Genomic DNA, 13,857 nt, shown 5'->3' on the forward strand with positions numbered 1-13,857 from the left:
CTGCCATCGGTCATAGGGCAGAGCCCCTGCCAAAGCGTTAACCGCCGTCCGGGGTTGCGACGAGCCGTGTCAGATCGTCACCACCAGCTTGCCGACCGCGCTGCGGTCGCCGAGCTTGGCGATCGCCTGGCCGCCGTCGGAAAGCGCGTAGGTGCCGGTGACGCGCGGCTTGATCTTGCCCTGTTCCCACAGCTGGAACAGGCGCGCGACATGCGCGCGGTTGCGTTCGGGCTCGCGCGCGACAAAGGCGCCCCAGAACACCCCCGCAACGTCGCAGCTTTTGAGCAGGGTCAGGTTGAGCGGCAGGCGCGGAATGCCCGCGGGGAAGCCGACGACGAGATAGCGGCCTTCCCATGCGATCGAGCGCAGCGCGGGCTCGGCATAATCGCCGCCGACGGCGTCATAGATGACATTGGCGCCGCCGGGACCGACGGCTTCCTTGAACTTGTTCGCGAGTTCCTTCGACTGGTCCTTGTCGAACGGTTGACGGCCATAGATCACGACCTCATCGGCTCCCGCCTGCCGCGCAATACCGGCCTTTTCCTCGCTCGACACGCCTGCCACGACGCGCGCGCCGAAAGCCTTGCCCAGTTCGACCGCGGCGATGCCGACGCCACCCGACGCGCCGAGGACGAGCAAAGTGTCGCCTTCCTGGATGTGCCCGCGATCAACCAGCGCGTGGATGCTGGTCCCATAGGTCATCAGCAACGAGGCACCTTCGGCAAAGTCATGGCCTTCGGGCAGGTGGTAGACGTTATGGACGCCGACCGCGACGGCTTCGGCCATGCCGCCATTGCCGCAGCCCGCAATGACGCGGTCGCCGACCTTGAACCCGGTCACGCCTTCGCCGACTTCAGCGACGAGACCCGCGACTTCGCCGCCGGGAGCAAAGGGGCGCGCGGGTTTGAACTGATATTTATCCTCGATGATCAGCGTGTCGGGGAAATTGACCGCACAGGCCCTCACATCGATGACGATCTGGCCGACGCCCGCGGTCGGCCGCGGCAATTCGCCCAGGGTCAGCGTTTCGGGGCCGCCGGTGGCGGTCGACAAGAGGGCCTTCATCATCTTCTCCTTTATCCGGTCATTATACCGCGGGACGCATCCACGGGCGCGCGGCGTCGAGTTGTTGTTCATAGGCGGTGATGGCGGCGCCGCTCTTTTCGGTCAGCGAAATCTCGTCGAGTCCTTCGAGCAGGCACATCTTGCGGAACGGGTCGATCTCGAAGGTGAAGCGGTCCTGAAACGGCGTCGTCACCGTCTGGGTATCGAGATCGACATGGATCGGTTCGGTCGCCGCGACCTCCAACAGCCGGTCGATGGCCGATTGGGGAAGCACCACCGGCAAGATGCCGTTCTTGACCGCATTGCCCGAAAAAATGTCCGAATAGCTGGGGGCAATGACGACGCGGATACCAAGGTCGCCAAGCGCCCAGGCGGCATGTTCGCGGCTCGACCCGCAACCGAAATTGTCGCCCGCGATCAGGATCGGCGCCCCGCTGTATTCGGGGCGATCGAACAGATTGTCGGTGTCGGCGCGCAGGCTTTCGAACGCGCCGCGGCCCATCCCTTCGCGGCTGGTGGTTTTCAGCCAATGTGCAGGGATGATGACGTCGGTATCGACATTTTTCAGCCCCAGCGGGATCGCGCGCCCCTCCACCTTGTCGATCGGTGCCATATTATTCGGCAGCCTTCGGGAACGGGGGCAGTTTGCCGATATCGCGCGGTTCGTGCTGGAGAATCACCGTAGCCCCCAAGTTTTTGGCGAGCCCCTTGAACCGGCCAAACGACGCCAGCGTGTCGGCACGGTTGGTGTTGAAGGTCGGCACGCCTTCGCTGTCGTAATTTTCCTGAAAATGCGCCTGATCGCCGCTCAGCAGCACCGGCCCCATGCCCGCCAGCCGCACAAGCAATGTGTGATGTCCGGGGGTGTGGCCGGGCATGTCGAGCATGACGACGCGGCCGTCGCCGAAAATATCCTTGTCGCGCGCTACCGGCTCGACCTGGCCGCCGCCGCTGATCCAATGCGCGAAAGGCGTCGGATCGACGAATGCGGGCGGCGGGTTCTGGGTGAGCACATCCCAATCGCTTTTGCCGATGTAGAGCTTAGCAGCCGGAAAATCGGGCAGCTGGGCGATGTGGTCGAAATGGAAATGGCTGACCCCGACCACATCAATGTCGTCGGGCTTGATACCCAGATCGGCCAGCTGTTCGACCAGGCTGCGGCGCACGGTGGCCGACATGTCCCCCGTCGTCGTGAACGCCGCGCCTTTCAGCGCGGTGGGCAGGCCCAGATCCCACAGCATCAACTGGTCGCCGTGGCGGATCAGGTAACAACCGACGGTCAGGTCGCGGCTCTGCCCCGGATAAGCCTCCGTATCCGAAAAGGCATTGAGCCGGTTGACGCGCACCGTGCCGCAGTCGAGCCGGGTCAGGCTGACCTTGGCCGCCGCGGCGGGCTTGTCCTGGGCGAGGGCGGGGGTAGCAAGGGCCAACGCCGCTGCGGCCGATGCGATAGCTTTCCAGATCATGCCATTCCGCTCCTTCTCTCTCCGTTCAATCGATCAGTTCCCGCACATCGGTGAGCCGCCCGGTCACCGCCGCTGCAGCGGCCATCGCGGGGCTGAGCAGATGGGTGCGGCTGCCCGGCCCCTGGCGGCCGACAAAATTGCGGTTGCTGGTGCTGGCGCAGCGCTCGCCCGCGGGCACCTTGTCGGGGTTCATCGCGAGGCAGGCCGAACAGCCGGGCTCGCGCCATTCGAGTCCCGCGTCGATAAAGATACGGTCGAGTCCCTCGGCCTCGGCCTGCGCTTTCACCAGCCCTGATCCGGGCACGACGATTGCCCATTTGACGCCCGGTGCCTTTTTGCGGCCTTTGAGCACCGCCGCGGCGGCACGCATATCCTCGATCCGGCTGTTCGTGCAGCTGCCGATGAAGATATTCTCGACCGCCACATCCTGCATCCGCGTGCCGGGTTCGAGCCCCATGTAAGCGAGCGACTTGGCGGCGGCGGCCTGCTTCGACGGATCGGCAAAGCTCGCTGGATCGGGCACTGTGCCGGTGATCGGCACGACATCTTCGGGGCTGGTACCCCACGTGACACTGGGTGCGATGTCGGCAGCGTCGATGACGACGGTCTTGTCATAGGTCGCGCCCGGATCGGTTGCTAGGCTGGTCCAGTATGCGACCGCGGCGTCCCAGTCGGCGCCCTTCGGCGCATAGGGGCGGCCCTTCAGATATGCGAACGTCACTTCGTCGGGCGCGATCAGCCCGGCGCGGGCGCCGCCCTCGATCGCCATGTTGCTGACCGTCAGCCGACCCTCGACCGACAGGGCGCGGATCGCGCTGCCGGTATATTCGACGACATGGCCCGTGCCGCCCGCGGCGCCGATCACCCCGGTGATGTGCAGAATGATGTCCTTCGCGGTGACGCCGACGCCGATTGCGCCCTCGACGCGCACTTCCATCGTCCTGGCAGGCTGGAGCAGCAGGGTCTGCGTCGCCAGCACATGCTCGACCTCGCTGGTGCCAATGCCGAACGCCAGCGCGCCGATGCCGCCGTGGCAGGCGGTGTGGCTGTCGCCGCAGACGATCGTCGCGCCGGGGAGCGAAAACCCCTGCTCGGGTCCGACGACATGGACAATGCCCTGTTCGGGGGCGACTGCGTCGATGTACCGGATGCCGAAGTCGGGGGCGTTTTTCTCCAGCGCCGCGAGCTGGGCAGCGCTGTCGGGGTCGGCAACCGGCAAACGGTTTCCGGCCGCGTCGCGCCGCGGTGTCGTCGGCACATTATGGTCGGGCACCGCCAGCGTCAGGTCAGGACGGCGCACCGTCCGCCCGGTCGCGCGCAGCCCCGCGAACGCCTGCGGACTGGTGACTTCGTGGACAAGGTGGCGGTCGATGAAGATCAGGCAGGTGCCGTCGGGGCGCCGTTCGACGACATGCGCGTCCCAGATTTTTTCGTACAGGGTGCGGGGGCGAGTCATGGCGTTGCCTTAGATCAGCGGCACAACTTTGCAAGCCGGTGGCGATAAGAAACGCAATTTTCGGTCGCGCGACGCCGGTCTCATCTCTGTACGGCCATCCCGGCGAAGGGAGTGGCGCGACCGGCGGTACGCGCCTATATTCGACGCATGACGCTTCCCGCCATCCTCGCGCTTGTCGTCGCCACGGTCGTCGCGATGGAGTTCGTCGCTTGGGCGAGCCACAAATATATCATGCACGGCTTTGGCTGGGCGTGGCACCGCGACCATCATGAGCCACACGACAAGCTGTTCGAGAAAAACGACCTGTTCGGCCTGTTCGGCGCGGCGCTCAGCATTTCGATGTTCGCAGTCGGCAGCCCGATGATCATGGGCGCGAGCGCGTGGGAGCCGGGGACGTGGATCGGGCTGGGCGTGCTGTTTTACGGCATCATCTACACCGTCGTGCACGACGGACTGGTGCATCAACGCTATTTCCGCTGGGTGCCGCGGCATGGCTACGCCAAGCGGCTGGTGCAGGCGCACAAGCTGCACCATGCAACGATCGGCAAAGAGGGTGGGGTCAGCTTCGGATTCGTCTTTGCGCGCGATCCGGCGAGGCTGAAGGCCGAACTCAAGGCACAGCGCGAAGCGGGGATTGCAGTGGTGCGCGAGGCTTTGGTCGACTGATCGTCGCCGCCGCGAAGGCGATTCACCCCGTCCGGTAATCTGCAGTGATCACCCCCGCGGCTGCCAACTCCTCCTCATGTCCCACTTCGCGCCAACTTTCGGCCAGCGCCTGGCGTCCCCACTCGAGCATAGCGGGATGCGCCAGGATGTGGTCGACCCACGCCTGCCCCGCGCCGACGTCGAGACCATAGGTGCGGATACGGAAGGCGACCGGCGCGAAGAAGGCGTCGACCGCGGTAAAATCACGCCCCGCAAGCCACGGCCCGGCAAAGCGCGCCAGCCCCTCTTCGAACAGTTCGCGGATGCGCGCGACGTTGGCCTGGAGCGCGTCCGACATCGGCTTGGGCGTGACGCGCACCCCGACGTTCATCGTACAATCGTTGCGGAGCGCCGCGAAGCCGCTGTGCATCTCGCAAACGGCGCACTGCGCCCAGGCACGCGCATCGGGGTCGGTCGGCCACACGCCCTCGTGCCGGTCGGCGAGATAGAGGGTGATGCCGAGCGAGTCATAGATCGTGCGCCCGTCGTGGAGCAGCGCGGGAACCTGGCCGGTCGGCGAGAAGCTGCGGAAATCGTCGTAGTTCGCCGGCTTGGTGAAAGGTTTGATACGATCCCTGAACGCGATGCCGAGCGCGGTCATCAGCACCCACGGACGCAGCGACCAGCTCGAATAATTGCGGTTGGCGGTGATCAGCTCGTACATGTTTCGCGCTCCTGAGCGACGATGGGGGAGGTGTAGGCAGGGTCGTGCGCGAAAGGTAGCGCGCTGCCCTGGCGCAGCGCCGCCAGCACGCTGGCGAAGTCGCTGCGGGCGCGCCAGCCGAAGCGGCGCTCGGCGCGCGACGGGTCGTAAACGCGGTCGATGCGGTCGGGGAGCACCCAGCCTGCTGCGGCATAGAGCTCGGCGGCCTCTGGGTGCGCGCGCGCGATGACCGCGCGGGCGTCGCGGGCAAGCTCCTCGGCGTCGTCGCGCGCGAACGGCGGCGGGGCGGAGAGGATGAAGGTGTCACAGCCGATCGTCGGCGCCGCCTCCAGCGCGGCGAGATGGGCGGCCGCTGCATCCTCGACGGTCAGGCGGCGGTGTAGCATCTCGTTCGCCTTCAGGTTCGGGCCGCTCGGCACCGCATGGGTGTCGTCATCCTCGGGAAAGAAACGTCCGGTGCGCAGGATCGCCACGTTGATGCCATGCTCGCGGTGGACGAGGCGGCACGCCTGCTCGGCCGCGAGCTTGGTGATGCCATAGATGTTGCGCGGCTCCAGCGGACCGAAATCCTCGTCCATCCACCAGGCGCCCGTATCGCCAGCGCCGGCTCGGACATCGGCGCGCACCATCAGCGAGGTGGTCGAGGTGAACAGGAAGCGGTCGTTCCCGACGGCAACCGCCGCCTCGATCAGGTTCAGCGTGCCGCTGACATTGACATCGACAAAGGCTTGCCGCGGATAACGGACGATGTCGGGCTTGTGCAGCGCGCCGCCGTGGATGACCGCCTCGATGCCATGCTCGGCCATCATGCGGTCGACCAGTGCGCGGTCGGCGACGGTGCCGATAACCTGCGTATGTTGGCCGGGCACGACGTCGAGCCCGGCAACGTCATGACCGTGTCGGCCAAGCAATGGTGCGAGATGGCGCCCCAACCAGCCCGACGATCCGGTCAACAATATCCGCATGATTGATCTTCTTGATAGGTGCGCCGCGCCATCATGATCCCGCTTTGGCAGCGGCAGGCGCGGCGGCGACCGTACTGCGCGTGACCGGTGGCAGTTCACTCAGGTCGAGCCAGTTTGTGTCGCTGCGCCCGTGATAGCTGTCGATGGCGGCGAACGGGATGCGAAAGGGAAAGCCCCAGTCGCTGTTCCACATGGCGACGACGCCCGTCCGCGTCGACGGTTCGAAGATCATCGTCGCGCGATAGCCCGAAACCGCGCCCGAATGGCCCTCCAGCCGGTGACCGGCATAGGTGAAGCTGCGCCAGCCTAGGCCGTAGGCGGCATCGCCCGTCGCTTGTCGCAGCGCGCCGCCATACAGCCGCGGCGTGCCGACGCGCGGCCGGTGCGCTTCGCGGAGTACCGGAGCGGGAAGCACATCGGGACGTGCGCCCATCATTGCCTGCATCCATTTGGCGAAATCGACGATATCGCTTTCGACACCCGCAGCAGCGGGGACGCGCCAATAGGCGGGTTTGACCGGCAAGACGCGCTCGTCGCGGTGCGGCCGCGCCCAATCCTTTGCGCCGGTCAGCCGGTCCATGCCGAAACCGGCGCTGACCATCCCGAGCGGTAGAAAAAAGCGATCCTCCACCGCGTCGGCAAAAGATTTGCCACCAGCCGCCGCCAATATCTCGCTCGCGGCGTCGAAGGCGATATTCTGATAGGTGTGGCAGGTGCCGGGTTCGCACTGCAACGGCGCCGCAGCGAGATTGGCGCGCAGGAGTTCGGGATTCTGTCCCTCTTCCAGCTTTTCGTCATAGGCGTTTTTGGTGATGCCGGTGCGCTGGGCGAGCAGGTCGCCGAAGCTGAGCTGCGCCTCGGCCCCGCGCGGCAGGCGCAGCGTCGTTTGCGACTGGGCGATCGGACGGTCGAGATCGATTGTGCCGTCGTGCGCCATCGCCGCCGCCATGGCCCCCGCGGTGGTTTTCGACACCGAGGCCCAACGGAACAAGGTTTGCGGCGTGACCGGCGTCCCGGTTGCCCGGTCGGCGACGCCATAGGTGCGGACGAAGCGCAGTTTGCCATCCTCGACCACCGCCACCGCCAGCCCTGCCATTTCAGGGCGGGCGGCCAGCGCCGCCAGGTTCCGGTCCAGCGAAAGATAGTCGATCCGCCCCTGCCACCGGTCGGGGCTGTCGGGCAGATGTTCGGCGGTCTTGATCGGGATCGGCACGCTGGCGAGCGGCTGTTTGCCGCCAAAGGCGTGAATGCCGAACCAGCCCGAAAAACCCAGTGTCACGACCGCGATCAGGAAAATTACAATGCGCTTCATCGACCCGTACTGGACTGCGACCTCAATATCTGTCCGCCGTCTTAGCGGGGCAGGACGCCGCCGTCACCCCCGCGCGCGTCAGGGTGCAAGATAGCGCCAGGCTTTCCATGTCCCGGTCGCGTAGACAGCGCCGAAAACCAGCACGATCAGCGACGACCAGATCGCGAAGCCGTCGGAATAGTGCCGCGTCGCAAGGTTGACCGGCACAAACGCCAGCGCGCGAAGCAAGTAGATGGCGGTGATCAGGGTCAGCGCGGCGCGCAGCAACGGCAGGCGCGGCAAACAGCCGGCGCCCGAAAAGGCATAGGCGGCCCAGATCGCCAAGGTGGCGGCGATGCCGACGGTGATAAGCGCAGGATACCAGTCACCGCGCCCGGCGGCGCGCGCCATCTTTTCGCCCGCGCCGAAAAAGCGGTACCAGTCCGGACCGCCGACGATGCAGGCAAGATGCAGCAACGCCGCCACGATCGACAAGGCACCGCCGATCAGCAGCCACGGCGTGCCCGGGTTGGCGGCGACGTCAGGCAAGCCCGCCCACCTAGGTCCGCTGTCCGTTCATTGTTCGACGTTCGACAGGTCGTCGCGGGTAAAAAGCAGCTGGCTTCGCTTCAAAATCTCGTCGCGAACCTGCGGGTCGGTCAGGTCGCGCTCATGCTTCAGGTCCACCGCGACGGACAGATCGCTTTCCTCAAACGCGACGCCGAGATTCAGCATGGCGTGGAAATCGATCGTCCCGCTTAGCAGCAGGTCGAGGTCGGAGCCGGGCCGCGACGTGCGCGCTGCGCGCGAGCCATAGAGGCTTACCTCGTCGATCTGATCGGCGTAATGCGAGAGAATCCCGGCGACGATGCGCATATCATCGACCGACAGACCGATGGCGTCATGCTCGGCGCGCATCAACGTCCCGTTCCAGCGCAGTCAGTATCGCAAGAAATTGGTCGGCGATCAGTTTTAAGCCCTGATCGCGGATTGGCTCACTGTAGGTATGCGACAACTGGTTGCGTAGCTTGCCCATCGCCAGCCATTCGTCAGCCGCAGCGATCATGCCGGCGGCGTGCGCGGCGCGAATGGTCGATGCCGGGGTCAGCGCTTCTGGCGGTGCCAGTTCTTCCGCCAGCCGATCGGCCAGCAGTTTCCAGCCCAATTCCCACGCAATCTCGAAACGCTGGACCATGCCAGCCTTTTCCAGTTCGGTCAGCGGACGTTTTTGGCGCAGATCAACCGCCTCTTTCAAGCCCGCCAAGGCGCGTGAAAAATTGTCCAGACGGAGCAGGGAACGCGGCGGTGGCTTGTCGTCCATTCAGGATAAGTAGCTTGCCGTCGTTTTCGCAGCAACCTCTTCCGCCGTTACCCCCGGCGCCAGCTCGATCAGCTTGAACGGGCTGTCATGATCGTCGCGCCGGAATACCGCGAGGTCGGTGATGATCATGTCGACGACATTCTTGCCGGTCAGCGGCAGGGTGCAGGCCGGAATGAACTTCGGGCTGCCGTCCTTGGCGTTATGCTCCATCACGACGATGATCTTTTTGACCCCGGCGACCAGATCCATCGCGCCGCCCATGCCCTTGATCATCTTGCCGGGGATCATCCAGTTCGCGATGTCGCCATTTTCGGCAATCTCCATCGCGCCGAGGACGGTGAGGTCGATATGTCCGCCGCGGATCATCGCAAAGCTGTCCGATGAGCTGAAATAGGCCGATTGCGGCAGCTCGCTGATCGTCTGCTTGCCGGCGTTGATCAGGTCGGCGTCTTCGTCACCTTCAAAGGGGAAGGGGCCGATGCCGAGCATGCCGTTTTCGGACTGGAGCGTCACCGTCATTCCGGCGGGAATATGGTTCGCGACCAAGGTCGGAATGCCGATGCCAAGGTTGACGTAATAGCCGTCCTGCAGTTCCTGCGCGGCGCGCGCCGCCATATCGTCGCGGGTCCATGGCATCTTATTTCGGCTCCCATTTGGTGTCGGAGGGGAAGGTGTCGTCCCAGCCCAGCTTCTCCCACGGCCCATAGGCCGCGTTGGGGAACAGGAACCAGCCTTTGTCCCACAGCGCCGTGGCGGCGGGGCTGGCGGCAAGCGCGGTACGCTGTGCGGCGGGCAGGTCTTTGACGTTGAACTGCTGGCTGAAATCGCCAAGCTGGTCGCCCGCCATCAGGATCACGCAATAACGCGATGCGATCGTGGCGCGGCGCGCGTCCTTGCTCGATCCGTCGGCGTCGTCGCCCATCAGGAACAAAGTGTCGCCGTGCTTGAATTCGCCAAGTCCGGCGGCGCGCAGAGTATCTTCGCTGCCCTTGGCATTGGCGGCGGTGCGGTTGGTGTTGGCGATGACGGTGATGCCCGCCGCGCGCAGCTCGGCCAGCATCTCCACTGTGCCGGGCATCGCGACCGCCTTGCCCGCGCCGGTCTGTTCCCATTGGTCCCATATTTTGGGGTCGAAGGCGATGCCCTGTTCGGCAAAATAGCGCATCGACCCCACGTTCCAGACCAGCGTTTCGTCGGCGTCGAACACTGCCGCAAAGGGTTTGGTCCCGCATGGGACAAAGCGCGGCGCGTTCATCGTTGCACCCGGGGCAAGGACCACGCTGTCGATCGGGCGCTGTTTGATCCGTGCTGCAGCATAATCTGCGATCCGCGCATTGGTTGCGCGCACAGCCATCGCAGCTTCGGCCGAGCCATAGAGATACTGCAACGCGACTGGCGGCTTCGTGGCCTCGGCTGATATTGCAGCGGGCGCCGTCGGCGCGCTCGCTACCGGAGCGGAGGTGGTTGTGCAGCCGGTAAGCAGCAGCGCGGTGATCGAGATCAGTTGCGCTTTCATCAATGCGTTCCTTGTGGACCGAGCGGGCGGGGAAGGTCGGTCGGGTTGGCCAGTTCGGCGTTTACGCCCTCCATGATCCGCTCGAAAGCATGGTCTTCGTCGACATTGACCGCTTGGGCATAGGCCTTTGCGCCATGGCGCACGGCATCGACGATCGCGAGCCCGAACAGCATCGGATCGGCGCCCAGCGCCGCGGGATCGATGACGCACAGGACATTGCCGTTCGATTGTTTCCACATGCGCAGAAACTCCTCGCCGCCCGCCAGCGCCGGGATGCCGGTGACGTCGATCGACCCCTTATGGCCGATGCCCTTGCGCCCGAAGCTCACGCGGCCTCTGCGCTTTCCGGGCGCGGGCGCGTCGTGCGGAATTCGATCTTCTTGTCGTACGGGGCGCCGACGATCATGCGCTTCACATAAATGCCGGGCAGGTGGATGCAGTCGGGGTCGAGGCTGCCGGTCGGCACGATTTCCTCGACCTCGGCGACGCAGATCTTGGCCGCGGTCGCCATCGGCTGGTTGAAGTTGCGCGCGGTCTTGCGGAAGATGAGGTTGCCGCTCTCGTCGGCCTTCCAGCCCTTGATGATCGCGAGGTCGGCAAAGATGCCGCGTTCGAGGATATAGTCCTGTCCGTCGAAATTCTTCACTTCCTTGCCCTCGGCGACGAGCGTGCCGACGCCGGTCCTGGTATAAAAGCCAGGAATGCCCGCGCCGCCCGCGCGGCAGCGTTCGGCGAGCGTACCCTGCGGACAGAATTCGACCTCGAGCTCGCCCGCCAGATATTGCCGCTCGAATTCCTTGTTCTCGCCGACGTAGGACGAGATCATCTTTTTGACCTGCCGGGTGCGGAGCAGCTTGCCGAGCCCCTCGCCGTCGATCCCGGCATTGTTGCTGGCGATGGTCAGGTCTTTCGTTCCCGCGTCGCGGATCGCGTCGATCAGCCGTTCGGGGATGCCGCACAGGCCAAAACCGCCGGCGCAAATCTGCATGCCGTCGAAGAGCAGGCCGTCGAGCGCGGCGGCGGCGTCGGGGTAGATTTTCTTCATGTCCGCTGGCCCTTTTCGGTTGGGCTGCCGTAACGGCAGGGAAAGTGCGTCTGCGCGATAGTGAATGGGCCGCAACGGGTCAACCGCCACCCCGCGGAGGTCAGGGTAGCGTTATTCCCAGCACCGCGGACAGGTCGGCCAGCGCCTGCTCGCCACTCGCTACCTTGATCGCGTGCATACCGAGCTGCGCCGCCGGTTTGCAGTTGATGCCAAGGTCGTCGAGATAGATGCAGGTGGCGGGTTCGACGGCCAGCGCGTCGCACATCATCTGGTAGATCCGCGGATCGGGCTTGCGGACGCCGACCTTGCTCGATTCGATGACATGGTCGAAGCGCGCCATGATTGCGGCGACCTCTTCAGCCTGGGCAAAGCTGCGCGCCATCCCGGCGCCATGGCCGCTAGGCACATTGTTGGTGATGCAGCCGATCGTGAAGCCCTTGGCTTTCAGCGTATCGAGCGCCGCAACCATCGCCGGCCGCACCGCGCCCGCGAGTACCGCGAGCACCGCTTCGCCCTCCAGTTCCTGCCCCAGCGCGCGCGCCTCGGCTGCGAACAGCGCGTCAAACGTCGCAGCATCGATTTCGGCCCGCTCGAACTTCGCCCAGGCGTTGTGGTCGGGGTCGGCGGCGTTGACGCGGCGGACGAAATCGCGCGGCAGCCCGCGTTCCTCCTCCAGCCGGTTGAACGCCTCGAACGGCGACGACGTGATGACGCCGCCGAAATCGAAAATCAGGGTCGTGTAAGTCATGGGAGAGGCGGACATCCTATTTCTGGGCCGGTGCCGCGACGCGGTTGCCCGACCAGCTCGCGTCGTCGATGCTGAGATCAAGCTTGTCGGGCGAGCGCACCGTGTCGAGCAGGAAGACATGAGGACCGCTCGCGGCGAGGATCGCGTCCATCGCCTTTTCGAGCGGGATGGTGACTGCCGGGATGCGTGCATAGTCCGACTTGATTTCGACCTTGTTCGGACCGACACGGGTGACGGTGACTGTCACATTGTCGCGCGACGATCCGCGCGCATCGGAAATGACGGCGCCCTCGTAGGTGCCAGCGATGCGATCGGCGAGGTCGGCCTTGCGCGGCGCGGTGGTCGGGTTGGTTTCGGCGTGGGCGGCGGCGGGCAGCAGCGCCGTGGCGGCGATGGTCAGGATCAGCAAGCGAAGCATCGGACATCCTTTCAGGCAAATGGTCAGGGTTCGACGACGATCCCTGCCTTGGCATCGGCGCGACCCGAGAGCATTTCGTGATAGGCCTCCAGCGCGGCCGGGCCGCCGCGCCGTTTGTCGATCGCGGCGAGCCGCGGCGCCACGTCCATGAACGCCAGCCACGCTTCGGCGATCTTCTGCCCGAACACCGCGCCCCCCCAATCGGCAATGCGTTTCTGGCTGCGCCCGGGCGCGAAGAAGCCTTGCCGCTCGGGGCCGGGCAGACCTTCAACATCGGCCTGCGCATCCCAATGCGATTTGCCGACGATGATCGAAGCCTGAAGCTGGTTGCCGAAATGGCTGTGGACGACGCGCGTCACCGCGCCATTGCCCGCCATATCGACCAGCGCGGCGGGGGTAGCGGCGTTGAGCGTCATGATCTGATCGTAGCTAATGACGCGGTCGTAGATCCCCTGCGCCGCCAGCGATTCGACATTCGCGGCGCTGGTCAGCCCGATCGTTTCGGGGCGATCGGCGCGTTGTTTGAGCGCAAAGCCAAGGCCGATCGCGGTCTTGCTCGACGCGCTGGCGATCAGGATCTGCTGGACGCCATAATCGCCCTCGTCCTCGAACTGGTCGGCGATCAACCAGCCGGTCAGAAACAGCGGGCGGAACACCGGCCAATAATCATGGTCGGCGGCGCGATAGTCGGCTAGCGCGTCGATCCGCTGATATTGATTATAGATCGGCGGCAGCGTGGTGCGCCGCGGGGTGATGTCGATGAAGCCCCCCGGTCCCGCCTTGCCGACGGTCAGCACGGCATCGCTCGCCATCGGATAATAGCCATAGAGTCGATCGCCCACCGATACGCCCTCGGCGGCGCTTTCGGTAACGGTGGCGAAACCCCATACTGGCAACCGTCCGGCCTCGCCCGGTTTGGCGAAAAAGTCCCAATAGCCCTGGTCGTTGCCGAACAGCCCGGCGGGCTTGCCGAACACGGCATAGGTGATGTTGTTCGCGGTCATCGCATAGCTGTCGACATGCACCCGCACCTGGCCCGGCGCGAGCGGTGCGGCGGCCTCCTCAATCAGGCGGGCCTGCGTAATATCGTCGCGATCGATGTCGATCGCCCAGCTTGCTGAACCCATGTCCGGACCCCTCCGTATATCTGGCCGCGGTTGCGGCGAAGCGGGGACCATACAGATGCACGCCGCGCTG

General features: G+C 65.2%; 18 protein-coding genes. 1 reads left to right on the plus strand and 17 read right to left on the minus strand.

What is annotated here, in order from left to right:
• Positions 1–69 precede the first annotated feature (69 nt).
• The 4 genes from IR187_RS08570 to leuC are packed head-to-tail and all read right to left on the minus strand — an operon-like array spanning position 70 to position 3,987.
• A complete protein-coding gene (locus IR187_RS08570) occupies positions 70–1,065 on the minus strand; it encodes an NADPH:quinone oxidoreductase family protein (protein WP_194954191.1) in 996 nt (331 codons plus the stop codon).
• 22 nt (positions 1,066–1,087) lie between these two features.
• Complete coding sequence (leuD, locus tag IR187_RS08575; RefSeq protein WP_194954192.1) at positions 1,088–1,678, minus strand: 3-isopropylmalate dehydratase small subunit; 591 nt, start codon at positions 1,676–1,678, stop codon at positions 1,088–1,090.
• 1 nt (position 1,679) lies between these two features.
• Positions 1,680–2,531, minus strand: a complete 852-nt coding sequence (locus tag IR187_RS08580) for an N-acyl homoserine lactonase family protein (protein WP_194954193.1) — start codon at positions 2,529–2,531, stop codon at positions 1,680–1,682.
• A gap of 25 nt (positions 2,532–2,556) precedes the next feature.
• Positions 2,557–3,987 (minus strand): 3-isopropylmalate dehydratase large subunit, encoded by a 1,431-nt coding sequence (gene leuC, locus IR187_RS08585; protein WP_194954194.1) that lies wholly within the window; start codon positions 3,985–3,987, stop codon positions 2,557–2,559.
• A 147-nt stretch (positions 3,988–4,134) separates the two neighbouring features.
• On the opposite strand from leuC, the gene IR187_RS08590 reads away from it, so the two are divergent.
• Entirely contained in the window at positions 4,135–4,653 is a 519-nt protein-coding gene (locus IR187_RS08590; RefSeq protein ID WP_194954195.1) for a sterol desaturase family protein, read from the plus strand.
• A 22-nt stretch (positions 4,654–4,675) separates the two neighbouring features.
• On the opposite strand, the gene IR187_RS08595 is transcribed toward IR187_RS08590, so the two are convergent.
• From IR187_RS08595 to IR187_RS08655, 13 genes are all read right to left on the minus strand, one after another.
• Positions 4,676–5,356 carry a glutathione S-transferase family protein gene (locus IR187_RS08595; RefSeq protein ID WP_194954196.1) on the minus strand — a complete coding sequence of 227 codons (681 nt, stop codon included), beginning with the start codon at positions 5,354–5,356 and terminating at the stop codon, positions 4,676–4,678.
• Positions 5,344–6,321, minus strand: a complete 978-nt coding sequence (locus IR187_RS08600; RefSeq protein ID WP_194954197.1) for an NAD-dependent epimerase/dehydratase family protein — start codon at positions 6,319–6,321, stop codon at positions 5,344–5,346. Before IR187_RS08600 ends, IR187_RS08595 begins: the two co-directional genes overlap by 13 nt.
• A gap of 31 nt (positions 6,322–6,352) precedes the next feature.
• Positions 6,353–7,633, minus strand: coding sequence for a serine hydrolase domain-containing protein (locus IR187_RS08605; RefSeq protein ID WP_194954198.1), 1,281 nt, complete (start codon positions 7,631–7,633; stop codon positions 6,353–6,355).
• A gap of 78 nt (positions 7,634–7,711) precedes the next feature.
• Positions 7,712–8,161, minus strand: coding sequence for a hypothetical protein (locus IR187_RS08610; RefSeq protein WP_194954199.1), 450 nt, complete (start codon positions 8,159–8,161; stop codon positions 7,712–7,714).
• Positions 8,162–8,188: 27 nt separating this feature from the next.
• Positions 8,189–8,530 carry a nucleotidyltransferase domain-containing protein gene (locus IR187_RS08615; protein WP_194954200.1) on the minus strand — a complete coding sequence of 114 codons (342 nt, stop codon included), beginning with the start codon at positions 8,528–8,530 and terminating at the stop codon, positions 8,189–8,191.
• Positions 8,514–8,933: an HI0074 family nucleotidyltransferase substrate-binding subunit gene (locus IR187_RS08620; protein WP_194954201.1), complete on the minus strand. Its 420-nt coding sequence runs from the start codon at positions 8,931–8,933 to the stop codon at positions 8,514–8,516. The genes IR187_RS08615 and IR187_RS08620 overlap by 17 nt, the downstream gene beginning before the upstream one ends.
• Complete coding sequence (locus tag IR187_RS08625) at positions 8,934–9,569, minus strand: CoA transferase subunit B (RefSeq protein ID WP_194954202.1); 636 nt, start codon at positions 9,567–9,569, stop codon at positions 8,934–8,936. It lies immediately after the preceding gene.
• Position 9,570: 1 nt separating this feature from the next.
• Positions 9,571–10,449, minus strand: coding sequence for an HAD family acid phosphatase (locus IR187_RS08630; protein WP_194954203.1), 879 nt, complete (start codon positions 10,447–10,449; stop codon positions 9,571–9,573).
• Positions 10,449–10,778 carry a DUF5076 domain-containing protein gene (locus tag IR187_RS08635; protein ID WP_324187671.1) on the minus strand — a complete coding sequence of 110 codons (330 nt, stop codon included), beginning with the start codon at positions 10,776–10,778 and terminating at the stop codon, positions 10,449–10,451. The genes IR187_RS08630 and IR187_RS08635 overlap by 1 nt, the downstream gene beginning before the upstream one ends.
• The gene (locus tag IR187_RS08640) at positions 10,775–11,494 is read right to left on the minus strand and encodes a CoA transferase subunit A (protein WP_194954204.1); all 720 of its coding nucleotides are present in this window, start codon (positions 11,492–11,494) and stop codon (positions 10,775–10,777) included. The genes IR187_RS08635 and IR187_RS08640 overlap by 4 nt, the downstream gene beginning before the upstream one ends.
• A gap of 100 nt (positions 11,495–11,594) precedes the next feature.
• The gene (locus tag IR187_RS08645; RefSeq protein ID WP_194954205.1) at positions 11,595–12,242 is read right to left on the minus strand and encodes an HAD-IA family hydrolase; all 648 of its coding nucleotides are present in this window, start codon (positions 12,240–12,242) and stop codon (positions 11,595–11,597) included.
• A 16-nt stretch (positions 12,243–12,258) separates the two neighbouring features.
• Positions 12,259–12,660 (minus strand): hypothetical protein, encoded by a 402-nt coding sequence (locus IR187_RS08650; protein ID WP_194954206.1) that lies wholly within the window; start codon positions 12,658–12,660, stop codon positions 12,259–12,261.
• Between the two features lie 23 nt (positions 12,661–12,683).
• Complete coding sequence (locus tag IR187_RS08655) at positions 12,684–13,787, minus strand: DUF2855 family protein (RefSeq protein WP_194954207.1); 1,104 nt, start codon at positions 13,785–13,787, stop codon at positions 12,684–12,686.
• Between the last annotated feature and the right edge of the window lie 70 nt (positions 13,788–13,857).

Source organism: Sphingopyxis solisilvae (assembly GCF_015475875.1).
Lineage (GTDB): Bacteria > Pseudomonadota > Alphaproteobacteria > Sphingomonadales > Sphingomonadaceae > Sphingopyxis > Sphingopyxis solisilvae.

Bases quoted from the DNA above. Each gene is read 5' to 3' on its own strand.
- IR187_RS08640 (WP_194954204.1), bottom strand. From the start codon at position 11,494: ATGAAGAAAATCTACCCCGACGCCGCCGCCGCGCTCGACGGCCTGCTC.
- leuC (WP_194954194.1), bottom strand. From the start codon at position 3,987: ATGACTCGCCCCCGCACCCTGTACGAAAAAATCTGGGACGCGCATGTC.
- IR187_RS08650 (WP_194954206.1), bottom strand. From the start codon at position 12,660: ATGCTTCGCTTGCTGATCCTGACCATCGCCGCCACGGCGCTGCTGCCC.
- IR187_RS08600 (WP_194954197.1), bottom strand. From the start codon at position 6,321: ATGCGGATATTGTTGACCGGATCGTCGGGCTGGTTGGGGCGCCATCTC.
- IR187_RS08605 (WP_194954198.1), bottom strand. From the start codon at position 7,633: ATGAAGCGCATTGTAATTTTCCTGATCGCGGTCGTGACACTGGGTTTT.
- IR187_RS08595 (WP_194954196.1), bottom strand. From the start codon at position 5,356: ATGTACGAGCTGATCACCGCCAACCGCAATTATTCGAGCTGGTCGCTG.
- IR187_RS08645 (WP_194954205.1), bottom strand. From the start codon at position 12,242: ATGACTTACACGACCCTGATTTTCGATTTCGGCGGCGTCATCACGTCG.
- IR187_RS08630 (WP_194954203.1), bottom strand. From the start codon at position 10,449: ATGAAAGCGCAACTGATCTCGATCACCGCGCTGCTGCTTACCGGCTGC.
- IR187_RS08570 (WP_194954191.1), bottom strand. From the start codon at position 1,065: ATGAAGGCCCTCTTGTCGACCGCCACCGGCGGCCCCGAAACGCTGACC.
- IR187_RS08590 (WP_194954195.1), top strand. From the start codon at position 4,135: ATGACGCTTCCCGCCATCCTCGCGCTTGTCGTCGCCACGGTCGTCGCG.
- leuD (WP_194954192.1), bottom strand. From the start codon at position 1,678: ATGGCACCGATCGACAAGGTGGAGGGGCGCGCGATCCCGCTGGGGCTG.
- IR187_RS08655 (WP_194954207.1), bottom strand. From the start codon at position 13,787: ATGGGTTCAGCAAGCTGGGCGATCGACATCGATCGCGACGATATTACG.
- IR187_RS08625 (WP_194954202.1), bottom strand. From the start codon at position 9,569: ATGCCATGGACCCGCGACGATATGGCGGCGCGCGCCGCGCAGGAACTG.
- IR187_RS08620 (WP_194954201.1), bottom strand. From the start codon at position 8,933: ATGGACGACAAGCCACCGCCGCGTTCCCTGCTCCGTCTGGACAATTTT.
- IR187_RS08615 (WP_194954200.1), bottom strand. From the start codon at position 8,530: ATGCGCGCCGAGCATGACGCCATCGGTCTGTCGGTCGATGATATGCGC.
- IR187_RS08580 (WP_194954193.1), bottom strand. From the start codon at position 2,531: ATGATCTGGAAAGCTATCGCATCGGCCGCAGCGGCGTTGGCCCTTGCT.